Raw genomic sequence first — 22247 nt, 5'->3', positions numbered from 1 at the left:
CAGGATCAGGCGGGTCCCCCACCCGCGACGACGGCGCCTCGCAGCACCACGACGGACGGGAACGACAGGATGTCCAGGTCCACGCGCGGGTCCGCGGCATACACGCACAGGTCGGCCTGGGCGCCCTCCTCCAGGCCGGGACGTCCGAGCCAGCGGCGCGCGCCCCAGGTGATCGCGTCCAGGACGGCGGTGGCCGGCATACCGGCCTGGCGCAGCTCGCGCGCCTCGGACCCCACGAGGCCGTGGGGCAGCGAGCCGCCGCCGTCGGTGCCGACATAGATCGGGACGCCGGCCTCCCACGCCTCGCGGACGGTGTCGTGGCGCCGGGCGTACAGGTCGAGCATGTGGCGGTGGTAGTCGGGGAACTTCGCCCGGGCCGGCTCGGCGATCTGCGGGAAGGTGGCGATGTTGACCAGGGTCGGCACGATGGCGATGCCCTGCCGAGCGAAGTCGTCCACGACGGCGCCGCGCAGGCCGGTGGCGTGCTCCACGCAGTCGATGCCGGCGGCGGCGAGCTGGGGCAGCACCTCCTCCCCGAAGCAGTGCGCGGTGACCCGGGCGCCCTCCTCGTGCGCGACGGCGATCGCGGCCGTCACCGCCTCCTGCGGCCAGCAGGGTGCCAGGTCACCGGTCGCGCGGTCGATCCAGTCCCCCACGAGCTTGACCCAGCCGTCCCCGCGTCGCGCCTGGGTGCGGACCGCGGCCACGAGACCGTCCGGCTCGACCTCGTCGGCGTAGTTGCGGATGTACCGCCGGGTGCGGGCGATGTGCCGGCCGGCCCGGACCACCACGGGCAGGTCCTCACGGTCGTCGATCCAGTGGGTGTCCGCGGGCGACCCGGCGTCGCGGATCAGCAGCGTGCCGGCCGCGCGGTCCGCGGTGATCTGCCGCTCGGCGGTGTCGGCGTCGACCGGCCCGTGCTGGCCCAGACCGACGTGGCAGTGCGCGTCGACCAGCCCGGGGAGCACCCAGCCCCGGACCGTCTGGCACTGCGCCGTCGGCCGGACGAAGGTCACCCGGCCGTCCACCACCCACAGCTCGTCACGCACGTCGTCGGGGCCGACCAGGACCGGGCCGGCGAGGTGCAGCGGTGCAATGCTCATGCGGGCGACCCTACCGGGCACGGCCGCCTGGAGCATCGCGGCGCAGCCACCTGAACACAGTACTGACCTCACCGGGCGTACCGGCGAAGTCGCTGGTCAGGTTACGCAGAGACTGCACGCTTCGACCCTCCGAAGTAGTTGCCGCCCGAGCCGGTAGAGCCCGACGCGATGCCCCAACCCCGCTGTCCTCGCTACTGGAACCTGATGAGGCCCCGCCACCCAGGTGGGGCCCAGCCCCCACGTGAGAAGCGGTCATCATGTCCCCCACCCTCGCCCCCTGGAGCTCCGAGGTCGACGCCCCCGCCGGCGCGCAGCGCGCCCAGGCGACGGTGGGCGAGCCCCGCCTCGGTCGTGTCCACGTGCTGATCCCCGCCCACGACGAGGAGGCCGGGATCAGGACGACCCTCCTGGCCCTGCAGGACCAGACCTACCAGCCCCACACCGTGACGGTCATCGCCGACAACTGCTCGGACGCGACCGTGCAGATCGCCCGCGCGATGGGAGTCACGGTCGTGGAGACCGTCGGCAACACGGACAAGAAGGCCGGCGCCCTCAACCAGGTCCTCGACACCCTCCTGCCGACCCTCGGCGAGGGCGACCTCGTCTTCGTCCAGGACGCCGACTCGGCCCTCGACCCGCACTTCCTCGAGAACGCCGCGGGCTACCTCACCCGGCACGACCACCTCGGGGCCGTCGGGGGGACCTTCCGGGCGCAGCCGGCCGTTCAGCACGAGCGCACCCGACGCAGCGAGCCGCTCGCGGAGCGGTGGAGCCGCGTCGCGTGGAACGCCAACTCCCGGTTCCTGCAGCACCTCCAGGACAACGAGTACGCTCGCTACGCCCGGGACGTGCGCCGCCTCGACGGCAAGTGCCTGGTCGTCACGGGCACCGCCGCGATGTTCCGCGCCACGATGCTGCAGGACCTGAGCAGGGCACGCCTCGACGGGCGGCTGCCGCAGGGCGACGGCCGCGGCGGCATCTACGACCCCCGCGTCCTGACCGAGGACAACGAGCTGTCCTTCGCGATCATGCACCTCGGCTACGAGCTGCTGGCGCCCCCGAACTGCCTGCTGACGACCGAGGCCATGTCCACCTGGCGCGAGCTGTGGCAGCAGCGCCTGAGGTGGAAGCGCGGCGCGGTCGAGAACTGCGTGCAGTACGGCGTGACGCGCGTGACGCGCCCCTACTGGGGTCGTCAGCTCCTGACGATGCTCGGCGTCGTCATCACCGCCCTGTACCTCGCCGACGTCGCCCTGACGCTCGCGCTCGGGCACTTCATGCTTCAGCCGATCTGGCTGGGGATCACCGCGATCTTCTGCGTCGAGCGCTTCGTCACGGTGCGCGACAAGGGACTTCGCCAACAGCTGCTGTCCGCCACGATGTACGAGCTGCCGTTCGACTTCTTCCTCCAGGCGACCCACGCCAAGGCCTATGCAGATGCCATCACACGAACCGAAAGGACATGGTGACCCATGTACAACAACCCAGCCACCCCCGTCTTCGCCGCCGGTGTCGGCGGAGGTCTGACCTACGCGGGCTTCGAGAGCCTCTACCTCGCCATGGGGGCCTTCGCGCTCGTGGCGGCCGCGTCGGCCGTCAAGCGCATCGCCCCGGTCTACCGCGGCAGGGCTGCCCGGGCCCGTGCGGCGATGCTCGACCAGTCCGCCTGACCGAGACAGGGCAAAACGACATACGGAGCGTGATGGATGGTGACCGTGCGTAGCATATGTGCATGGTCACCGTCCGTCACCCTGCCGCCCCCCGCCGCGCCCTCCTCGCCGCCGTCGCCCTGGCGACGGGAGCCGTCGTGAGCGCACCCGCGCTGCTGCCCGGCACCCCGGAGCCCCAGGCCTCGGCGGCCACCTCCGCGGCGCAGCCGACGGCCGTCACCTCGACCATCCCTCTGGCCTTCGGCGCCTACAGCCAGGGGATGGACCGCGACCCCCGCGTGCTCGACCGCACGGCCTCGGCCGTCGGACGACCGATGGCCATCGCGTCCGTCTTTCGCGGACGCGGGGACGACCCCTACTGGCCCTACCCGAGCGACCGGGCCATGGGTGCGACCCGCACCCTGCTCGTCGCCTGGTCCCTCGAGGACTACGGCAGCTTCGCGTACTGGTCCAGCGGCCGGGGCGACGCCGTGCTTCGCGCCAAGGCCCGCACCCTGCGGGCCTACGGGCGCCCCGTGGTGCTGCGGCCGTGGGCCGAGATGAACGCTGACTGGGTCGCCCACCAGCCCACCACCGGCGCGGCCAAGAGCCGCGGCGGCACCCCGGCCCAGTTCAAGGCCGCCTGGCGCCGCGCGGTCACGATCTTTCGTCAGGAGCGGGCCACCAACGTCCGCTGGGCCTTCAACCCCACCACCGACACGTATGCCGGGACCACGGACGTCCGCACGATCTATCCCGGCAACGACGTCGTCGACATCCTCGGGCTCGACGGCTACAACTGGGGCACGACCCAGGCCCGCAACCTCGGGTGGCGCAGTTTCGACGACGTCTATGCGGCGCAGTACCAGCGTCTCGTGGCGCTGGCACCGCGCAAGCCGGTCTGGATCTGCGAGATCTCGTCCGCCGACCCCGCCTCGGCGGGGGTGTCCAGCGTCGCCGTCAGCGCCCCGCGTGGCCAGAGCAAAGCCGCCTGGTGGCTGGACGCCTTCGCGCGGATGCGCACGGGCTACCGCAACGTGCAGGCCGTGGTGATCTTTGACGTGGACAAGGAGCGCAACTGGCGCGTCACGAGCTCGTCCGGCGCCACCGCGGGGCTGCGCTCGGCGGTAGCGACCCCGATCCTCAAGCCGCGCCAGCCCTGAGGCCGGGCGGCGGGCGTCACCGGCCGAGGAACGAGTCGAAGCCCTTGGGCAGCTGGGAGGCGTCGAACCCGGCGCCGTCCGCCCCGCCTGCGCCGTCCGCGCCGAACGCGGACCCGAACGCGTTACCCTTGGCCGCCTTGGCCTTGTCCGCCGCCGCGCGCTCCTGCTCCGCGCGCTTGGCCGGGTTGCCCGACTTCCCCTTCTTGCGCTGGGGGGCCTGCTTGCCCTTCTTGCTGCCGCCGGGCAGCCCGGGCATGCCCGGCATGCCGCCGCCGCGACGCATCTGACGCATCATCTTCTGCGCCTCGGTGAAGCGCTCGAGCAGGGCGTTCACCTCGGACACCTGCACTCCGGAGCCGCGGGCGATGCGGGCGCGCCGGGAGCCGTTGATCTGCTTGGGGTGCGTGCGCTCGAACGGCGTCATCGAGCGGACCATCGCCTCGACCCGGTCGAACTCCCGCTCGTCGAGGGCGTTGATGGCGTCCCGCATCTGGTTCATCCCCGGCATCATGCCGAGCATGGACTTGAGGTTGCCCATCTTCTTGATGGCGGCCATCTGCTGGAGGAAGTCGTCGAAGGTGAAGTCCTCCTCCGCCATGAACTTGCGGGCCATCTCGTCGGCCTGGCGGCGGTCGAACGCCCGCTCGGCCTGCTCGATCAGGGTGAGGACGTCGCCCATGTCGAGGATGCGGCTCGCCATGCGGTCGGGGTGAAAGACCTCGAACTCCTTGACGCCCTCACCCGTCGAGGCGAACATGATCGGTCGCCCGGTGGTCTGGGCGACCGAGAGGGCCGCGCCGCCGCGGGCGTCGCCGTCGAGCTTGGTGAGCACGACGCCGGTGAAGTCCACCCCGCGCTGGAAGGCGTCGGCGGTCTCCACCGCGGCCTGGCCGATCATGGCGTCGATGACGAAGAGCACCTCGTCGGGGTCGATCGCGGTCCGGATGTCGGAGGCCTGCCGCATGAGGGCCTCGTCGATCGCCAGGCGACCGGCGGTGTCGACGATCACGACGTCGCGCTGCTGGCGACGGGCCTCCTCGACGCCCCGGCGCGCGACCTCGATGGGGTCGCCGAAGCCCTGCGTGCCCGAGCGGCTCTCGATCGCCGCGTCGTAGCCGGAGACGTTGCCGCGCTCGGGCGCGTAGACCGGCACGCCGGCGCGCTCCCCCACGACCTGGAGCTGGGTCACCGCGTTGGGGCGCTGGAGGTCGGCGGCGACCAGCATCGGGGTGTGCCCCTGGTCCTTGAGCCAGTAGGCGAGCTTGCCCGCCAGCGTCGTCTTGCCGGAGCCCTGCAGGCCCGCGAGCATGATCACGGTCGGCGGCTGCTTGGCGAAGGCGATGCGCCGGGTCTCGCCGCCGAGGATGGTGACGAGCTCGTCGTTGACGATCTTGACGACCTGCTGGGCGGGGTTGAGGGCCTCGTGCACCTCGGCCCCGAGCGCCCGCTCCCGCACCGCCCCGGTGAAGTGCCGGACCACGGGCAGCGCCACGTCGGCGTCGAGCAGGGCGACCCGGATGTCGCGGATCGTCGAGTTGACGTCGGACTCCGTGATCCGGCCCTTGCTGCGCAGGTGGCGGAAGGTGTCTGTCAGGCGGTCGGAGAGGCTCGTGAACACCAGACAAGGCTAACGGGTGACGGGTCGGCTGCCGACCAGGCGACGGCGGCCGAACCTCGGCCCCGGGCCGTATGCCGCCCGCCCGGGGCCCCTCACGAGCCGCCGTCGCAGGCGTCGATGAGGGCGGAGACCGTCCGCCCCACGAGGCCCGGCGACAGGGGCTCGCCGGCGGCGTCAGTGAGGTAGAAGGTGTCGAGCGTCTGCCCGGCGTAGGTCGCCACGTGGGCGCTGCGCACCGCGACCCCCACGGCGGTCAGGGCCCGCCCCAGGTCGTGCAGCAGGCCGAAGGCGTCGCCGGCCCGGACCTCGAGCACCGTGGCGTCCGTGCCGCCGGCCGGCACGACGAGCACGCGGGTCTGTCCGGGCGCGGCCGAGGCGGCGCGGGAGCTGGCGGTGAGGGCGCGCCGATGCGTGCGCCGGTCCAGGGCCGCGAGCGGGGAGCGGTCCCCGGCGGCCAGCCGCGTGAGCGCGCGTCGGAGGACGGCGACGTCGACCGGGTCCTGCGAGGGCGACACGACGTGCCAGTCGTCGACCGCCAGTCCGCCGATGGTGCGGATGGCGGCGCTGCGGACCTCGAGGCCGTGCACGGCGAGGAGCCCGGCCAGGTCGGCGAACAGGCCTGGGCGGTCCGGGCAGACGACGCTGACCCGGTCCACCGACCCCTCGCGCTCGACGCCCACCCAGGGTCGGCCGGCCTCGACCTCCGCGGCGGCGGCCGAGGGGACCACGACCTGGGCCGGGTCCGACTCGGCGATGTCGGGGGTGGGCGCCGAGGTGCCGTCGAGGCGTGCGCGGGTGCCGGCGACGAGCCGGGCGAGCAGCGACTCCCGCCAGCCGGACCAGGCCTGCTCCCCCGCCGCCCGGGCGTCGGCCTCGGTGAGGGCCCGCAGCAGGGCGAGGCGCTCGGGATCGCCGGCGACCGCCTCGACGGCGGCCGTGACGGTAGCCGGGTCGTCCGGGTTGCGCCGGGTGGCCAGCTCGACGAGGGTCAGGTGCTGGCGCACCAGCGCCACCACGGTGTCGACCTCGTCCGGCGGGTAGCCCCACCGCTCGAGCACCGGGCGCGCCCGGGTCGCGCCCTCCTCGCTGTGGTCCCCGGCCCCGGCCACCTTGCCGAGGTCGTGCAGGAGGGCGGCCACACCCAGCAGGTCGGGGCGGGCCACCTCGCGGGCGAGCCGGGACGCCTCGACAGCGGTCTCGACGCAGTGGCGGTCGACGGTGTGACGGTGGATCCCGTTGCGCTGTGGGCGGCTCCGCACGTCGTCCCACTCGGGGAGCCAGCGGCTGACCAACCCGGCCTGGTCGAGGTCCTCCCAGGTGGCGACGAGCCCGGGGCCGGCGGCGAGCAGGTCGCCGAGCAGGTCACGGGCGTCCTGGGGCCACGGCACCGGCAGGTCGGGGCAGCGGCTCGCGAGGTTGGCCGCGGTGGCGGGGGCCAGCGGCATACCGGCTCTCGCCGACGCGACCGCGGCCCGCAGGGGCAGGAGGGCGTCCCGCGCGGGGTCCACCCGCGGCCCGAGGACGACCTCTCCGTCGTGGGCGTGCAGGCCATGGCCGAGGGGGGTCAGGACGGGGCGGCGCGTGCGCACCCGGAGGGTCCGGGCCCGTTGCGCCTGCCCGGCGCTGCGCAGCGCGGCGTCGAGGTCGTGCGCGACGGCTCGAGCGGCGGTGGTCACGCCGGCGAGCATCGTGTCGCTGTCGGGCTCGGAGGTCAGCGCCGCCACGGCATCCTGGTCCGCCAGGTTGAGCCGCGTCCGCCCGCGGCCGGTGACCACGTGCAGGGCATCGCGGACGTCGAGGAGCCGGTCGTAGGCCGCGAGCACCTCCCCGCGTGGCCGCTCCGCGAGCCAGGCCACCGCGAGGGCGCGCAGGATCGTCATGTCCCGCAGCCCGCCCCTGGCCTCCTTGAGGTCGGGGTCCAGGCTCTGCGCCAGGTCGCCGAACCGCGCGTGCCTCGCCCGGGCGGACTCGACGAGCTCCGGCAGCCGCATGCGGGCGTTGGCGCGCCAGTCGTGGGCGAGGGCCGCTCGCACCGCGGTGACGATCTCCTCGTCCCCGGCGAGCAGGCGCAGGTCGAGCAGGCCCACCGCCGCGGTGAGGTCGTCGGTCGCGGCCCTGCGGCACTGCGCCAGCGACCGCACGGAGTGGTCGAGGCCGAGCCCGCTGTCCCAGAGGGGATACCAGAGGCGGTCGGCGAGGGCGGCGAGCTCCCCCTGCGGGACACGCCCCTCGTGGAGCAGGACCAGGTCGAGGTCCGACAGGGGTCCCCCGTCGCCGCGCGCGAGGCTGCCCGTCGCGGCGAGGGCGACGCCGGGCAGCAGACGACCGGACGTCGCCTCGGCCCACAGCCGTCGCAGGGTCACGTCGGTGAGCGCCGTCACGGCCTCCCGACGGGCCCGGCCGGCCCCGCGAGCGGAGTGCTCGCGGGTGCCGGCCAGGCTCAGGCGTCGGTCGCGCAGGGTGGCGGGGGCAGCCGGGCCGGCAGCGGCGGTGGACGCGGTGGCGGTCGTCATACCTGCTCCATCTGCTCCTGCTGGTGCTGGCGCTGGTGCCACACCGGTCTCCCCGCGCCCCGGACCGACGGGCGAGGTCACAGCGCGTCGACCCCGCGCTCGCCGGTGCGGACCCGGACGACGTCCTCGACCGGCACGGACCAGACCTTGCCGTCGCCGATGCGTCCGGTGGACGCCTGCCGCACGACCAGGTCCATGACGTCCTGGGCGTCGCGGTCGTCGACCAGCAGCTCCAGGCGCAGCTTGGGGACGAAGTCCACGGTGTACTCGGCACCGCGGTAGACCTCGCTGTGGCCGCGCTGCCGGCCGTAGCCCGAGGCCTCGCTGACCGTCATCCCGGCCAGCCCGAAGGCCTCCAGGGCCTCCTTGACCGGGTCGAGCATGTGGGGCTTGATGATGGCGGTGATCAGCTTCATGAGTTCACGTCCTCCGTGGTGCGGGTGCCCTGGCCCCAGTGCGAGCTGGCACCGATGGCGTCGGCGAGCGGGGCGGCCGTGCCGGGGCGACGACCGATGGCGATGGGGGTCAGGTCGTAGCCCGTCTCGGCGTGCTGCGTCTGGTCGACGCCCTGCAGCTCGTCCTCGTCGCTGGCCCGGAAGCCCATCGTGACATCGATGACCTTGGCGATGACCCAGCTGACCACGAAGGAGTAGAGCATCACCGCGACCGCGCCGACGGCCTGGCGCCACAGCTGGTCGACCCCGCCGCCGTAGAAGAGGCCGTTGACGGTGTTGACCGGCGCCGCGTCGGTGGCGAGGAAGCCGACCGCGAGGGTGCCGACGAGCCCGCCGACGAGGTGGACGCCGACGACGTCGAGCGAGTCGTCGAAGCCGAGACGGAACTTCAGCCCGACCGCGTAGGCGCAGACGATGCCGGCCACGAGGCCGATGACGATCCCGCCGACCGGGCTGACGGTGGAGCACGCGGGGGTGATGGCCACCAGGCCCGCGACGACGCCCGAGGCCGCACCGAGGGAGGTCGCGTGACCGTCACGCAGCCGCTCGGTGAGCAGCCAGCCGCACATGCCGGCGGCGGTGGCGCCGAGGGTGTTGATCCAGGCGATGCCGGCGAGGGGGCCGGCGCCGAGGGCGGAGCCCGCGTTGAAGCCGAACCAGCCGAACCACAGCAGGCCCACGCCGAGCATGACCAGCGTCAGGTTGTGCGGCCGCATCGGGTCCTTGCCGAAGCCGCGACGCCTGCCGAGGACCAGCGCCAGGGCGAGGGCCGCCGCGCCGGCGTTGATGTGGATCGCCGTGCCCCCCGCGAAGTCGATCGCCTTGACCGTGTTGGCGATCCAGCCGCCGCGCTCGGAGACGACGCCGTCGAAGGAGAACACCCAGTGCGCGGCCGGGAAGTAGACGAGCAGCGACCACACGGCCGCGAAGGCGCACCAGGCGCCGAACCGTGCGCGGTCCGCGATGGCGCCGGAGATCAGCGCGACCGCGATGATCGCGAACGCCGCCTGGAAGCCGGCGAAGACCGTCGAGGGCACGGTGCCGACGACCGAGTCGGGGTTGAGCATGTGGTTGAGCCCGGCGAACTCGAGGGGGTTGCCGAGCACCCCGCCGATGCTGTCGCCGAAGGCCATCGAGTAGCCGACCAGGATCCAGAGCACGCCGACGATCCCCATCGCCGCGAAGCTCATCATCATCATGTTGAGCACGCTCTTGGAGCGCACCATGCCGCCGTAGAAGAAGGCGAGACCGGGGGTCATGAGCAGCACCAACGCGGCGCTGACGAGGACCCAGGCGGTGTCGCCGGTGTTGATCGCGTCCATGGGCTCCACCCTGGTGGGGCCGCGTTTCGTGACGCGTCGCCAGCGTGTTTCCGCGACGTTAACCCGACGACTCCCCGGTTAACCTCGGGTTTCGCCGCCCCAGTGCCCGCCCATCGGCGGCACCAGGCCCGCGTCCGCCCCGGCCGCCCGCAGCGCCAGCCCGATCGAGTCCACCGTGTCGTGGGCGTTGAGCCCGCTGGGGTTGGGGACGACGTGCACGATCGCCCCGCGCCAGCGCTGCGGCTGTCGTCCGCGCTCGACCTGCCGGACCCCGAAGGCGATGCGGTAGGTCGAGATCCCGGCGAACGCCACGACCGCAGGACCCCGCTCCCCCACCAGCGTCGCGAGCCGCTCGAGGCCGGCACGCAGCTCGTCCGGGCTCACCTCGTCGGCGCGCGCCGTGGCCCGGGCGACCAGGTTCGTCATACCGATCCCCCTGTCGCACAGGGCGACCCGGTCGTGGGCCGCCAGCCCCGCGCTCGGGTCGATGACCCGCGGGACCAACCCGGCCCGGTGCAGCGCCGGCCAGAACCGGTTGCCCGGCCGGGCGTAGTGCGCGTCCACGGCCCCCGACCACAGGGACGGGTTGATGCCGACGACCAGGAGGCGCAGGGGGTCCGGCAGCAGGTCGGCGATGGCCCGCCCCCGGGCCAGCTCGAGCTCCGCGGCCGTGGGGCGACGACCGACGACGTATGCCGAGGAGCCCGCCGCCTCTTGAGGCGACGGGCTCCCGCTCGGGTGCTGCGAGACCACTACTCGACGATCGCATCGACGAAGGCCACCGCGTCGAACGGCGCGAGGTCGTCCGGGCCCTCGCCCAGGCCGACCAGCTTGACCGGGACGCCGAGGGCGCGCTGGATGGCGACGACGATGCCACCCTTGGCGGTGCCGTCGAGCTTGGTCAGGGCGATGCCGGTGATGTCGACCTCCTTGGCGAAGGCCTCGGCCTGCTTGAGGCCGTTCTGCCCGGTGGTGGCGTCGAGGACGAGGATGACCTCGTCGACCTCGGAGGTCTTTTCCACCACCCGCTTGATCTTGCCGAGCTCGTCCATCAGGCCGACCTTGTTGTGCAGGCGACCGGCGGTGTCGAGGATGACGACGTCGACCTCCTGCTCGATGCCGGCCTTGACGGCGTCGAAGGCCACGGATGCCGGGTCGGCGCCGTCGCGGTGGGAGCGCACGGTGGGCACGCCGACGCGCTCGCCCCAGGTCTCGAGCTGGTCCGCCGCGGCGGCGCGGAAGGTGTCGGCGGCGCCCAGGATCACGTCGCGGTCCTCGGCGACGAGCACGCGGGCGAGCTTGCCGACCGTCGTGGTCTTGCCGGTGCCGTTGACGCCGACGACCATGATCACGGCGGGGCGATCACCGCGCCGCGTGGAGGCGATGCGGCGGTCCATCGTGGGATCGACCAGGGTCAGCAGGTCCTCGCGAAGCCACTCCCGGGCCTCGGCCTCGTCCGTGGTGCCGTCGACCCGCACGTGCGTGCGCAGCGTCTCGACGAGCTCGGAGGTGGCCTGGACGCCGAGGTCGGAGGCCAGCAGGGTGTCCTCGACCTCCTCCCACGCCTCCTCGTCGAGCCGGCCGCTCGACAGCAGCGTCAGCAAGGCGCGACCGAAGGCCGTGTTGGACCGGGCGAGGCGGGAGCGCAGCTTGTGCATCCGGCCGCGGGCCGACTCGGGGCGCTCGGTGGAGGGCGCGGGTGCCGTGGACGCGGCTGCGGCGGACCCGCCGTCGCGGTCCCCGGGGTGAAGCGTGGAGGTGCGGGAGGTCAGCCCCTCGGGGTCCCGGTCCGGCGCGGGCGCGCCGACCGTCGAGGAGGTCGAGGCCGTCGAGGCCGCCCTGGCCTCGTCGACGAGGCCGGCATCCGTCGCCGACGCGCTGGTGGCGCCCCCGGACCTCGCGGGGTCGGTCGTGGCGCCGGAATCGCCAGCGGCGTCGGGCTCGCCGGCGTCGCGACGGGGGGCTTTGGGCTCGAGGACGTCCCCCCAGGTCGGGGCGGGGGCGTCCCGGCGGGACTCGGGCCGGGTCGACGGGGGCGGGGGTGCGTGCCTGGTCCGGCCACCGCGGCCGCGCACGAGGCCGACGACCGCGACGACGGCCACGACGAGGATGCCGACGATGAGGAGCAGGTAGTCCTGGAGGGTGTCCACGCCGCCATCCTCGCAAAGGTCGGCGCCCGCGACACAACGCGCCGCCCGTCCGACGTGACGCCGGGCGGGCAGCAGGTGGTGCGCGAGGGAGTCATGGCGACCCGGGCGGCGGGTCGTGCGCCGATCAGCGGCTGGTGACCTTGTCCCGGGCTGCGGTCATCGTGTCGGCGACACGCTCCTGCCCCTCGGCGGTCAGCAGGGTGTCGCCCTCCCGGGCGGCGGGGATGGCGACGAGCGCCACCACGACGAGGGCGAGGGCGAGGGCGAGGAGCATGCCAAGGATGACGACGACCATGGCACCCAGTGTGGCGTGCCCACCTGGGCGCCCGTCCAGGAATCGCTGCATCGCGTCCGGACTGTGATCAGGCTGCGCCATCCGAGTGAGCATCCCCACCGGAGTCGTCGGCGCCAGCACTGTCAGCAGAGCCGGCATCGTCGTCCAGGTCGCGGATCCGCTGGGACACCACCGTCGTGACGCCGTCGCCGCGCATGGTCACGCCATACAAGGCATCGGCGACCTCCATCGTCCGCTTCTGGTGCGTGATGACGATCAGCTGGCTGGAGTCCCGCAGCTCCTCGAACAGTCCGATGAGCCGACCGAGGTTGGCGTCGTCCAGCGCCGCCTCGACCTCGTCCATGATGTAGAACGGGCTCGGCCTGGCCTTGAAGATCGCGACGAGCAGGGCCACGGCGACCAGGGAGCGCTCGCCGCCGGACAGCAGCGAGAGCCGCTTGATCTTCTTGCCGGGAGGGCGGGCCTCGACCTCGATGCCGGTCGTGAGCATGTCGTCGGGGTCGGTCAGCAGCAGCCGCCCCTCGCCGCCGGGGAAGAGGCGCGAGAAGACCCCGACGAACTCCCGGGCGGTGTCCTCGAAGGCCTCCGCGAAGACGCGCTGGACCCGGTCGTCGACCTCCTTGACGATGTCCAGCAGGTCGCGCTTGGAGCGCTTGAGGTCGTCGAGCTGCTCGGTCAAGAAGGTGTGGCGCTCCTCGAGGGCGGCGAACTCCTCGAGCGCCAGCGGGTTCACCCGACCGAGGGCGGCCAGCCCACGCTCGGCCTTGCGCAGGCGCTTCTCCTGCTCGTCCCTGACGTAGGGGACGCTGTGGTGCTCGTGCCGGTCGTCCGGCGTGGGCGCCTCGTCGCCGATCGGCCCGGCCGCAGCCGGCTGGTCCAGGACGGGCACGGGCTGGTGCGGCCCGTACTCCTCGACCAGGACGTCCGGCTCGATCCCGAGCTCGTCGAGCGCGCGGGTCTGCAGCTGCTCGATCCGCAGCCGCTGCTGCGCGCGGGCGACCTCGTCCTTGTGGACGGAGTCGGTGAGCTCGCGGAGCTCGTCGGCCAGCGTGGTGACCGTGCGTCGTATGTCGACAAGCCCGGCCTCGCGGGTCGCCCGCTCGGCCTCGGCCCGGGCACGCCGGTCGGCGGCCTGCTCGACCAGCCGGCCCACGACGGTGACGGCCTGCTCGGCGCCCGCCCGGACCGCGCGGGCGACCTGCGCCTCCCGGCGGCGACGGGCCAGGCGCTGGGCGGCCTGCTGGCGGGCGAGCTCCTCCTGCTGAGCGGCGCGCTCCAGCCCGGCAGCACGGCCACCGAGCCCGCGCACGCGCTCCTCACGGGTCCGAAGGGTGAGGCGCAGCTCGGTCTCCTGGTGCCGCGTGGCCGACGCGGCGGCGGCGAGCTCGTCGCGCTGCTCGGTGGACGGCTCGCTCTCGCCCGGGTCGTCCTCGGCCTGGGCGTCCTCGAGCCGCTGCTCGAGCTCGGCCAGGTCGGACCGGTCCCGGTCGAGCCCCGCGGTGATCTCGGTGCGCCGCCGCTCCGTGCGCTCGGCCTCGGCCCGGGCCGAGCGGGCGGTGGCGGCGAGCGAGCCGAGCTTCTCGGCCACGGCCGAGAGCTGGGCGTCGTTGTCGTTGAGCCGGTCCAGCGCCGCGTCGAGCGCCGCGCCTGCCTGCTCGAGCTGTCGGGCGGCCCCCTGCAGCTCGAAGGTCGCCCGCTCCCCCGCCCTCGTGGCGGCGTCGACCGCCGCCTGGGCCTCTTCGACCGCGGCCTGCACCTCCAGCAGGCTGGGCGCGGAGGCGGACCCGCCCCGCGCAAACCCCGGTGCGTGCACGTCCCCCTCGGGAGTGACCGCCGTCGCCCCCAGGGCCACGACCGCCTCCACGGACGCGACGTCCTCGACCAGGGCCACCTGCTCGAGGAGCCGCACCAGGGCCGGCCGCACCTCGTCGGGGGCGGCCTCGACCGTGTCGATGGCCCAGACGGCCCCGGCGGGCAGCTGCGGCCACGGCGGTCCCGACGGCTCGGACGCCCCGGCCACGACCAGCGACGCCTGGCCGGCGTCCTCGTCACGCAGAAGCTGCAGGGCGCCGACCGCGTCGGCGCGGCCGGCGACCGCCACCGCGTCGGAGGCCCAGCCGAGGGCCGCGGCCACCCTGCCCTCGTAGCCGCCGCGCACCTGCACCAGCGAGGCCAGGGAACCGAGCACGCCGGTCGGGCCGACGCCGTCGGCTCCCTCCAGCAGCGCACCCGCGCCGTCCTTGCGCCGCAGCCCGAGCTGCAGGGCCTCGAGGCGGGCCGCGGAGGACGACCGGTCGCGGTCGGCGGCGCGCACGACCTCCTGCAGGCGGTCGACCTCGGCCTGCGCGGCCTCGCGCTCGGCCTCCGCCCGCTCGTACGTCCCGTCGAGGTCCTCCTCGCCCTGCTCGTGGTCGGCGATGGACATCTCGAGGGCGTGGAACTCCCTGTCGGCAGCCGCTGCTCGCTCGCCGGACGCGGCGACGACCTCGTCGAGTCGTCCGAGCTCGGCCTCGGCCGCCTCGATCCGCGACCGCCGTGCCGCCACCTGGCCCGCGAGCCGCGCGAGCCCCTCGCGCCGGTCGGCCGCGGCCCTCGCGAGCCGGGCCAGCCGCTCGACCTCGTCCTGGTGGGCCTGCTCCAGCTCTCCGCGACGCGTCACGGTCTCGGCCAGCTGGGCCTTGACCCGCTCGACCTCCCCGGCCAGCGCCTGCTCCTGCGCCCGCACCTGGGCGGCCTCGCCGCGCAGGGCCTCGGGATCCCGGGGGGCCTGGGTCGGCGGGTGGACGTCGTCCTCGGCGAGGAGCCGGGCGCGCTCGGCGGCGAGGTTGCCGGTGCCGGCGATGCGGTCGCGCAACGACGACAGCGCGAACCACTGCTCCTGCGCCCGCGCCACCTGCGGCGTGATCTCGGCGAGCGCCGCTTCCAGGGTGGCCAGCTCGGCCTGCGCGGCGCGCAGGGAGGCCTCGACCTCGCCGCGGCGGGCCAGCAGAGCCGTCTCGTCGGCCACCTCCTGCTCCAGCGTGCTGGTCAGCTGCACGAGATCGTCGGCCAGCAGCCGCAGCCGCGCGTCGCGCGCGTCGGCCTGGATGGTGGCGGCGCGACGGGCCGTCTCGGCCTGGCGTCCGAGCGGTCCCAGCTGCCGCCGGATCTCCCCCGTGAGGTCCTGGACGCGTCGGAGGTTGCCCTCCATCTGCTCGAGCTTGCGCAGCGCGCGTTCCTTGCGCTTGCGGTGCTTGAGGACCCCGGCAGCCTCCTCGACGAAGCCGCGGCGCTCCTCCGGGGTGGCCCGCAGCACGGTGTCGAGCTGGCCCTGCCCGACGATGACGTGCATCTCGCGACCGATGCCGGAGTCGGACAGCAGCTCCTGGATGTCGAGCAGGCGGCAGGCCGTGCCGTTGATGGCGTAGTCCGACCCGCCGTTGCGGAACATCGTCCGCCGGATCGTCACCTCGGTGTAGTCGATCGGCAGCGCCCCGTCGGTGTTGTCGATCGTGAGCGCGACCTCGGCCCGTCCCAGCGGTGGCCGTCCGGCCGTGCCGGCAAAGATGACGTCCTCCATCTTGCCGCCGCGCAGGCTCTTGGCGCCCTGCTCGCCCATGACCCAGGCGAGGGCGTCGACGACGTTGGACTTGCCGGACCCGTTGGGGCCGACGACGCAGGTGATCCCGGGCTCGAGCTTGAAGGTCGTCGCGGACGCGAAGGACTTGAAGCCCTTCATCGTCAGCTGCTTGACGTACACGGTCGGCGGCGACTTCCTCGGCGGGGACGCGGTCAGGTCGTCACTCTAGCGGCCGGCCGGCCCCCGGCCGGCTCACCGCCGGCTCACGCACGGTGATGTCCTATGACGAGCCGCTACTTCTCGACGAACCCGGAGGCCTGCCCGCGGGGCTCCCCAGGGACGGCTGTGCAGGACTCCACGTGCCCCGGCCGGCGCCGACCCGACGGAGGCGCGGCCGTCGGGGACAGCCGCCGACCCATCTCCTCCACGGCCTCCTGCGGCCCCTCGGCGACGATCTCGACCCGGCCGTCGCTCATGTTGCGAGCATGGCCGGTCAGTCCCAGCTCGAGCGCCTGGGCGCGGGTCCACCAGCGAAATCCCACGCCCTGCACCGTCCCCCGCACGAAGTAGGTCGTCCTCACGGTGCTCCCGGTCATGCGCCTCACCCTACGCCGCGCTCGGCCTGCCGCACCTCCAACCGCAGGCGCCCCGGGACGTCATCTTGGGCAGAGGCTGTGCTGCAGGACGTCAACCAAGCCGGCGGACACCGCCTCGAGCACCCGTCCGGCGAGTCCCGGAGCCACGTCGACCAGCCCGGCGGCGACCCCGAGCCCCGGCGCCGGGCTCGGGGCCCCGATCGGGGACGGCTCGACCAGCGAGCAGCGTCCCCAGCCGGGCCTGCCGCCGGTGACCAGGCTCAAGCCCCGCCGGGGGCAGGGGCATCGACCGGGCTTCGTCCCCCAGGCTGATGATCCCGCCCCCGGCAGGAGCATCAGCCGTGCTTGGCCCCCCCGGACCGTATGCCGTCGCGCCCGCCCTCACGCGTGGTCGGCGCAGCAGGGTGTCGGTGCCGGATTCTCGAAGGGGACGACGGTGTCGTCGGCCGCCGGCTGGACGAGCAGCACGAGCCTGCCGTCGCGCCATACGGGCCGGACGAAGTCCCGGGTGCGCACCACGGTCGCGTGGGTGACGACCGTCCCGGCGATGCCCTCCACGGCGTCGATGGCGCAGCGGTCGACCAGCTCGGCGACCGTGAGCTCGCCGACGAGCCGCTGTCGGCCCGGGTAGACGACGGCGCGGCCGGTCGTGCCGTCCCGCGCCAGCAGGGCCACCTCGGCCGCGCTGTCCGCGAGGTCGGCATAGCCGCGGCGGAGCTGCTGCGATCCGCCCGTGGCCGCGCCGATCTCGTGCGCGGCTGCCGCGGCGGTCTCGGGGACGAGACGTTCGCAGAGCCGGTCGACGACCGCCACCAGGTCGCGCTCCCCCGGCGGCGGGGAGCACCACCGGATCGACAGGGCCAGGTGCGACGACGCACCGCCGGGCCCCGGCACCAGGTGCGTGGACACGATGGTGACGTGCCCGTGCTCGGCCAGCGCCTCGCCGAGGTGCTCCGCCAGGTGGTCCGCCTCCGTGACCGTCGCGGCGACGGGGTCGAGCCCGACCGCCACCGTTGTGGGGTCGGGCTCGACCGCGCGCGTCAGCGCGTCGGTCGGGTCGAGCGCGTCGGCCGCGTCGGTCCGGGCGCTCACGCGCGCGGGAGCACCCAGATCGGGTTGGTGTAGAACCACAGGTCGTCCCACGGGTTGGCGTTGCCCTCGACATCGATGGCCGGACCGGCAGGGTCGACCGCGGCGCCGCGCAGGCCGGGGGCGGTGCGCTTGCCGTCCGATCCACGCAGCCGGACGTAGACGCCGGCGTCGCCGACGGTCACCGGCCCATAGCTGAGCTCGACCCACTCACCGGCGGCGACGGTGCTGACGTCCCAGCTGCGCAGGACGCGCGTCTGCGGCGCGGCGAAGGTGTCCCGGTCGGCGACCGGGCCGGTCACCGTGCCGCCGATGGCGTCCACCTTGGCGAGCTGCGGGACGAACTGAGCCCAGTTGGGCAGGGACTGCTTGCGGATGCGCACGACCAGCTGGGCCTGGGTGCCCCGTTTGACGGTGAGCACCCCACCGAGGCCGACCTCGCGGCCGCCGGCGCGGACCCGCACGTCCAGGTCCTGCACGAGGCGGCCGTGGTCGACCCAGACGCGGCCGTCGCGCAGGCCCTGCATCACCGCGGCGTAGTCGCGGTGGTCGGCGCCGACGTGGGTGCGGCTGTAGTAGCCGGGCCAGTAGTCGCCGCTGCCGGTGTCCGGCGTCGGGCCGTTGACCGGGTCGGCGTAGTAGCCCTGCTTGGCGAAGTCGCTGTCGGGTCCGCCGCGCACCGCGGTGTCCAGGTAGATGCTGTGGCTGTCGGAGTTGGCGGTGATCCACCAGGGCTTGCCCTCGGCGAGGAGGCTGTCCCACAGGCCGCCGACGGTGGCGGTCATCCAGTCGAACCCGCCGAAGGTGCGGTAGCTCTCCAGCGGGTAGCCCGCGAAGCTGTCCTTGCCGGGCGCGTTGTCGTAGTAGCCGCGCCCGCTGCCCGGGCCGAGCGGCTTGGGCAGGCCGGCCGCCTGGTGACCGGGGGCGCCCTCCATGCCGACGGCGATCCGTCCGGGCGCGTCGCGCCAGCCGCGGATCTCGTGGGGCGAGTCGATGCCCTTGCGCGCCGGGTGGTTGGCCAGCATGAGGGCGTCCTTGACCTCGCGGGACCCGACGGCCGACGCGAGGTAGGCCAAGCCCTGCAGCGCGAGCGCCTCGTTGGCCGGGGTGGAGCCGGTGGCCTTCTTGACCGACCCGTCGAAGGAGCTCTCGAAGGTCTTGAGCACCGCGACCTCGTTGGCGCCGGGGTGCACGAAGACCGTGCCGTGCTCGGCTGCGGGGATGTTCCACTCCAGGCCCTGGAAGACGAGCATGTCGTCGAACTCCTGGCGGGCCGCCCGGATCAGCGGGTTGACCGTGTCGACGCCGATCTTGGCGTGCTGGTCCGAGCCGTGGTCGGTGATGACCATCCAGTCGAGGCCGTAGGCGCTGGCGTGCTGGACGTGGTCGATCACGCGGTACTTGCCGTCGGAGGAGAACTGCGTGTGGATGTGGTGGTCGCCGGCGAGCCAGCGCTGGCCCTTGCCGTGCCGGCGGCTGCGGTGCCACGCCTCCTGCTCGGACGCGGCGGCGGTGCCGGTCCCCTGCTCGGTGACGAAGCCGGCCGCGGCCACGCCGGCGCCCAGCACCCCGGCCGCCCGCAGGAAGTTGCGCCGCCCGAGGTCGGACGGGGCGAGCTCGGCGTCCGGCACCCGCAGGTCCTCGGCGGGGCCGACGGGCAGGTCGAGTTCGTGGCTGTGGCTGTGGCTGTGCGCGTGACCGTGGGGGTGGTCGTGGTGGTGACCCATGAGGCGTCCTTCGCGGCGTGGTCAGGGCCATCTCGTCGCTCCGACGAGGTGGGTCGTCCGGGGGCCTGCGTCCCGGGCGGGCGCCCTCAGCGTCCTCCCGCCGGGCAACCGTCCAGCAGGTCCCCGCTGAACGATCCGTTAACGTCTGATGAGGAGGCGGGGCCAGCACGACGACACGACGGCCCCTATGTCCGGCGGATCAGGGGCGGACGAGCACCTCGAGGCTCCTCCGCTCATCCCTGTCGCGGTAGCCGGCGGGCACACCGGCGAGGTCCGTCACGGCGTCGAAGACCCTGCCCGGCTCGACGGACCCGTCGAGGATGGTCGGCAGCAGCTCGTCGATATGGGCCCGCACGGGAGCTGGCCCGCCCGCCATGCGGACGTTGTGGCGAAAGAGGCCGCCGAGACCGATCGGCGTCCGCCGGGGCGGACGAGGTTCCCCGTTGACCGGGCCGACCTGGACCAGAGCTTCGGCTAACGTCTCCGCTGGCAGCGGGGGCAGTAGTGGCTGGAGCGGTTCATGAACGCCTCGCGCCGGACCGGCGTCCCGCAGCGTGGGCACGGACGACCCTGCTGGCCGTAGACCGCGAGGGAGCGGTCGAAGTAGCCGCTCGCCCCGTTGACGTTGACGTACAGGGCGTCGAAGCTCGTCCCGCCCTGCTTCAGCGCCTCGCGCATCACCTCGGCGGCGTGGTCCAGGACCCGCGCGAGCGTCGGCCTGGTCAGCGAGTCCGTGTCGCGGACGCCGTTGACCCGCGCCCGCCACAGCGCCTCGTCGGCGTAGATGTTGCCGATGCCGCTGACCAGCCGCTGGTCCAGCAGCGCCCGCTTGACCGCCACGTGCCGGGCCTTCATCCGACGGACCACGTCCGCCTGGTCATAGGCCGGCTCGAGGGGGTCCGGGGCGATGTGGGCGATGGACTCCGGTATGCCGAACGCCCGCCCTCCCGCGACGAGCTCGGACCAGGCGAGCCCGCCGAAGGTCCGTTGGTCCACGAAGCGGAGCTGCGGGGCCGGCTCGCCCGACGTCTCGACGAGGTCGAACGTGGCGTGGAGGTGCTTCTCGGCGGGCGCGTCGGGCGGCTCGACGAGCAGCTGGCCACTCATGCCCAGGTGCAGGATCAGCGCGTCCGCCTGCCCCGTCTCGTCCTCGACGACGAGCCAGAGGTACTTGCCGCGGCGCTCGGCGGCCCGGACCAGGCGACCCCGGAGGCGGTCCTCCAGGTCGCGAGGTCCGGGCGCGTGCCGGCGAGCGACCCGAGCGCCACGCAGGCTGACCTCGGCGACGCGTCGCCCGACCACGTGCTCGGCGAGCCCGCGGCGGACCACCTCGACCTCGGGCAGCTCCGGCATACGGCTCGATCAGCCGCGCTCGGGGATCTCCCCCGACGGAGTCCCGTCGAGGTCCGTGGCGACGGAGTCGTCGGCGGTCGGCGAGGTGCCTCGGGCGCTGAGCTCGGTCCAGGCAACCTCGGCAGCCTTCTGCTCGGCCTCCTTCTTGGAGCGCCCCACGCCCTCGCCGAGCACCTCGGTGCCCACCACGGCCTGGGCCGTGAAGACCTTGAGGTGATCGGGTCCTTCGTCGGTGATGGCGTACTCCGGGACGCCGATCCCGAGGGTGGATGTGAGCTCCTGCAAGGAGGTCTTCCAGTCCAGGGCCGCGCCCATGCGCGCGGAGGACGCCATGAGGGGGTCGAGGAGGTGGTGGACGAGCGTCCAGGCCGCCGCCGCGCCGCACGACAGGTAGACGGCGCCGATCACGGCCTCGGTCGTGTCGGCAAGGATGGACGTCTTGTCGCGACCTCCTGTGCTCTCCTCACCGCGACCGAGCAGGAGGTAGGCGCCGAGGTCGAGCCCGCGCGCGACGCCGGCGAGGGCGCGCATGTTGACCACGGCGGCCCGCAGCTTGGCGAGCTGCCCCTCCGCCTCGTCGGGGTGGGTGCGATAGAGCGTATCGGTGACGACGAGCCCCAGCACGGAGTCGCCCAGGAACTCCAGGCGCTCGTTGTGCGGCAGGCCGCCGTGCTCGTAGGCGTAGGACCGGTGGGTCAGGGCGCGCGACAGCAGCGACTCGTCGACGCGCTCTCCGACCACCTGCGCGAGGTGGTCGACGAGGGCGCCGACGGGCCGCTGCTGCGAACCCTCCGGACCGGTCCCGGCGCGTGACGTGGTGCTCATGCGCTCGGCGACCCCGGTCAGCCCTGGAGCTCGGTGCGCTCCGCGGCCGCGTAGTGACGGCCGTTGTAGGAACCGCAGGACGGGCAGGCCATGTGCGGCTGCTTCATCGAGCGGCACTGCGGGCACGCCATGAGGGCGGTCGCCGTGGTGCGCCAGTTCGCGCGACGCGAACGGGTGTTGGAGCGCGACATCTTCCGCTTCGGGACAGCCACGTCAGTTCCTCTTCTCTTCGTTGCTGGTCAGAGCTTGCAGGGCCGACCACCGGGGGTCGAGCACCTCGTGGTGGTGGTCCAGGTCGTCCGCCAGGTGCGCTCCGCACTCGGAGCACAGCCCTGGGCAGTCGTCCCGGCACACCGGCTGGAACGGCAGGGTGGGCACCACTGCGTCCCGCAGCACCGGCTCGAGGTCGAGCAGGTCTCCCTCGAGCTCACGCACGTCGTCGTCCTCGTCGTCCGTCGCCACCTGCTCGTGCCGAGCAGCACGCTCGGCGTAGGCGAACAGCTCCTGGAAGGTGGCCTCCACGGGGAGGGTCACCGGGTCCAGGCACCGCACGCAGGCGCCGGTCGCCGTGGTGGTGATGGTGCCGGTCACGAGCACGCCCTCGAGCACGGACTCGTAGCGCACGTCGATCGTCACGGGGGTGTCGGGCGCCACCGCGATGACGTCGGTCCCGAGGTCCTCCGGGGCGTCCACGACGCGCTGCTCGGCGTGCATGAACCCGGGGCGACGACCGAGCTCCCGGGTGTCGAACACCAGGGGCGAGCGGGGGTCGAGTCGGGACATGGCTCCAGTCCGAGCGGTCGAGGATGGTGAGCGCACGGTCGTCGAGA

Annotated in this window: 20 protein-coding genes; 3 read left to right on the top strand and 17 right to left on the bottom strand. The window is 73.8% G+C overall.

Features of this window, described 5'->3' with window-relative positions; genetic code table 11:
* Positions 1-5 precede the first annotated feature (5 nt).
* Complete coding sequence (locus ACF3NS_RS09735) at positions 6-1103, bottom strand: amidohydrolase family protein (RefSeq protein WP_392465794.1); 1098 nt, start codon at positions 1101-1103, stop codon at positions 6-8.
* Positions 1104-1360: 257 nt separating this feature from the next.
* Here ACF3NS_RS09735 and ACF3NS_RS09730 point away from each other — a divergent pair, with 257 nt between their 5' ends.
* From ACF3NS_RS09730 to ACF3NS_RS09720, 3 genes are all read left to right on the top strand, one after another.
* Entirely contained in the window at positions 1361-2572 is a 1212-nt protein-coding gene (locus ACF3NS_RS09730; RefSeq protein WP_392465792.1) for a glycosyltransferase family 2 protein, read from the top strand.
* Between the two features lie 3 nt (positions 2573-2575).
* The gene (locus ACF3NS_RS09725) at positions 2576-2773 is read left to right on the top strand and encodes a hypothetical protein (protein WP_392465791.1); all 198 of its coding nucleotides are present in this window, start codon (positions 2576-2578) and stop codon (positions 2771-2773) included.
* 62 nt (positions 2774-2835) lie between these two features.
* Complete coding sequence (locus tag ACF3NS_RS09720; RefSeq protein ID WP_392465789.1) at positions 2836-3915, top strand: glycoside hydrolase family 26 protein; 1080 nt, start codon at positions 2836-2838, stop codon at positions 3913-3915.
* Positions 3916-3931: 16 nt separating this feature from the next.
* Here ACF3NS_RS09720 and ffh read toward each other — a convergent pair whose 3' ends face one another.
* From ffh to ACF3NS_RS09640, 16 genes are all read right to left on the bottom strand, one after another.
* Positions 3932-5533: a signal recognition particle protein gene (ffh, locus tag ACF3NS_RS09715; RefSeq protein WP_288798476.1), complete on the bottom strand. Its 1602-nt coding sequence runs from the start codon at positions 5531-5533 to the stop codon at positions 3932-3934.
* A 92-nt stretch (positions 5534-5625) separates the two neighbouring features.
* The gene (locus ACF3NS_RS09710; RefSeq protein ID WP_392465787.1) at positions 5626-8046 is read right to left on the bottom strand and encodes a [protein-PII] uridylyltransferase; all 2421 of its coding nucleotides are present in this window, start codon (positions 8044-8046) and stop codon (positions 5626-5628) included.
* Positions 8047-8123: 77 nt separating this feature from the next.
* Complete coding sequence (locus tag ACF3NS_RS09705; RefSeq protein ID WP_154593412.1) at positions 8124-8462, bottom strand: P-II family nitrogen regulator; 339 nt, start codon at positions 8460-8462, stop codon at positions 8124-8126.
* Entirely contained in the window at positions 8459-9823 is a 1365-nt protein-coding gene (locus ACF3NS_RS09700; RefSeq protein WP_154593413.1) for an ammonium transporter, read from the bottom strand. The genes ACF3NS_RS09705 and ACF3NS_RS09700 overlap by 4 nt, the downstream gene beginning before the upstream one ends.
* Positions 9824-9901: 78 nt before the next feature.
* Complete coding sequence (locus ACF3NS_RS09695; protein WP_311966553.1) at positions 9902-10576, bottom strand: mismatch-specific DNA-glycosylase; 675 nt, start codon at positions 10574-10576, stop codon at positions 9902-9904.
* Positions 10576-11973, bottom strand: a complete 1398-nt coding sequence (ftsY, locus tag ACF3NS_RS09690) for a signal recognition particle-docking protein FtsY (RefSeq protein WP_311966554.1) — start codon at positions 11971-11973, stop codon at positions 10576-10578. Before ftsY ends, ACF3NS_RS09695 begins: the two co-directional genes overlap by 1 nt.
* Before the next feature lie 124 nt (positions 11974-12097).
* Positions 12098-12268, bottom strand: coding sequence for a hypothetical protein (locus ACF3NS_RS09685; RefSeq protein ID WP_154593414.1), 171 nt, complete (start codon positions 12266-12268; stop codon positions 12098-12100).
* Positions 12269-12335: 67 nt separating this feature from the next.
* Positions 12336-16007 (bottom strand): chromosome segregation protein SMC, encoded by a 3672-nt coding sequence (gene smc / locus ACF3NS_RS09680; protein ID WP_392465782.1) that lies wholly within the window; start codon positions 16005-16007, stop codon positions 12336-12338.
* Positions 16008-16120: 113 nt separating this feature from the next.
* Complete coding sequence (locus tag ACF3NS_RS09675) at positions 16121-16423, bottom strand: acylphosphatase (RefSeq protein ID WP_154593415.1); 303 nt, start codon at positions 16421-16423, stop codon at positions 16121-16123.
* 381 nt (positions 16424-16804) lie between these two features.
* On the bottom strand, positions 16805-17515 hold the full coding sequence (locus ACF3NS_RS09670; protein WP_392465779.1) for a hypothetical protein: 711 nt from the start codon (positions 17513-17515) through the stop codon (positions 16805-16807).
* The gene (locus ACF3NS_RS09665; protein WP_392465778.1) at positions 17512-19239 is read right to left on the bottom strand and encodes a PHP domain-containing protein; all 1728 of its coding nucleotides are present in this window, start codon (positions 19237-19239) and stop codon (positions 17512-17514) included. Before ACF3NS_RS09665 ends, ACF3NS_RS09670 begins: the two co-directional genes overlap by 4 nt.
* Before the next feature lie 199 nt (positions 19240-19438).
* Positions 19439-19615, bottom strand: a complete 177-nt coding sequence (locus tag ACF3NS_RS09660; RefSeq protein WP_230082849.1) for a hypothetical protein — start codon at positions 19613-19615, stop codon at positions 19439-19441.
* A gap of 98 nt (positions 19616-19713) precedes the next feature.
* Entirely contained in the window at positions 19714-20592 is an 879-nt protein-coding gene (mutM, locus tag ACF3NS_RS09655; protein ID WP_392465775.1) for a bifunctional DNA-formamidopyrimidine glycosylase/DNA-(apurinic or apyrimidinic site) lyase, read from the bottom strand.
* A gap of 9 nt (positions 20593-20601) precedes the next feature.
* Positions 20602-21417, bottom strand: a complete 816-nt coding sequence (gene rnc / locus ACF3NS_RS09650) for a ribonuclease III (RefSeq protein ID WP_392465772.1) — start codon at positions 21415-21417, stop codon at positions 20602-20604.
* Positions 21418-21434: 17 nt separating this feature from the next.
* Positions 21435-21629, bottom strand: a complete 195-nt coding sequence (gene rpmF / locus ACF3NS_RS09645; protein WP_288798879.1) for a 50S ribosomal protein L32 — start codon at positions 21627-21629, stop codon at positions 21435-21437.
* 1 nt (position 21630) lies between these two features.
* Positions 21631-22200 (bottom strand): DUF177 domain-containing protein, encoded by a 570-nt coding sequence (locus ACF3NS_RS09640; protein WP_288798878.1) that lies wholly within the window; start codon positions 22198-22200, stop codon positions 21631-21633.
* Between the last annotated feature and the right edge of the window lie 47 nt (positions 22201-22247).

The organism is Arsenicicoccus cauae (assembly GCF_043162025.1).
Lineage (GTDB): Bacteria > Actinomycetota > Actinomycetes > Actinomycetales > Dermatophilaceae > Arsenicicoccus > Arsenicicoccus cauae.
Note: the sequence above shows the minus strand (reverse complement) of the source record. Positions and strands in the feature narration are given on the sequence as shown.

What these genes read in the sequence shown, in the direction of transcription:
- ACF3NS_RS09735 (WP_392465794.1), bottom strand. Translation starts at nt 1,103, where the DNA reads ATGAGCATTGCACCGCTGCACCTCGCCGGCCCGGTCCTGGTCGGCCCC.
- ACF3NS_RS09730 (WP_392465792.1), top strand. Translation starts at nt 1,361, where the DNA reads ATGTCCCCCACCCTCGCCCCCTGGAGCTCCGAGGTCGACGCCCCCGCC.
- ACF3NS_RS09725 (WP_392465791.1), top strand. Translation starts at nt 2,576, where the DNA reads ATGTACAACAACCCAGCCACCCCCGTCTTCGCCGCCGGTGTCGGCGGA.
- ACF3NS_RS09720 (WP_392465789.1), top strand. Translation starts at nt 2,836, where the DNA reads ATGGTCACCGTCCGTCACCCTGCCGCCCCCCGCCGCGCCCTCCTCGCC.
- ACF3NS_RS09710 (WP_392465787.1), bottom strand. Translation starts at nt 8,046, where the DNA reads ATGACGACCGCCACCGCGTCCACCGCCGCTGCCGGCCCGGCTGCCCCC.
- ACF3NS_RS09705 (WP_154593412.1), bottom strand. Translation starts at nt 8,462, where the DNA reads ATGAAGCTGATCACCGCCATCATCAAGCCCCACATGCTCGACCCGGTC.
- ACF3NS_RS09700 (WP_154593413.1), bottom strand. Translation starts at nt 9,823, where the DNA reads ATGGACGCGATCAACACCGGCGACACCGCCTGGGTCCTCGTCAGCGCC.
- ACF3NS_RS09685 (WP_154593414.1), bottom strand. Translation starts at nt 12,268, where the DNA reads ATGGTCGTCGTCATCCTTGGCATGCTCCTCGCCCTCGCCCTCGCCCTC.
- ACF3NS_RS09675 (WP_154593415.1), bottom strand. Translation starts at nt 16,423, where the DNA reads ATGACCGGGAGCACCGTGAGGACGACCTACTTCGTGCGGGGGACGGTG.
- ACF3NS_RS09665 (WP_392465778.1), bottom strand. Translation starts at nt 19,239, where the DNA reads ATGGGTCACCACCACGACCACCCCCACGGTCACGCGCACAGCCACAGC.
- ACF3NS_RS09660 (WP_230082849.1), bottom strand. Translation starts at nt 19,615, where the DNA reads ATGGCGGGCGGGCCAGCTCCCGTGCGGGCCCATATCGACGAGCTGCTG.
- mutM (WP_392465775.1), bottom strand. Translation starts at nt 20,592, where the DNA reads ATGCCGGAGCTGCCCGAGGTCGAGGTGGTCCGCCGCGGGCTCGCCGAG.
- rnc (WP_392465772.1), bottom strand. Translation starts at nt 21,417, where the DNA reads ATGAGCACCACGTCACGCGCCGGGACCGGTCCGGAGGGTTCGCAGCAG.
- ACF3NS_RS09640 (WP_288798878.1), bottom strand. Translation starts at nt 22,200, where the DNA reads ATGTCCCGACTCGACCCCCGCTCGCCCCTGGTGTTCGACACCCGGGAG.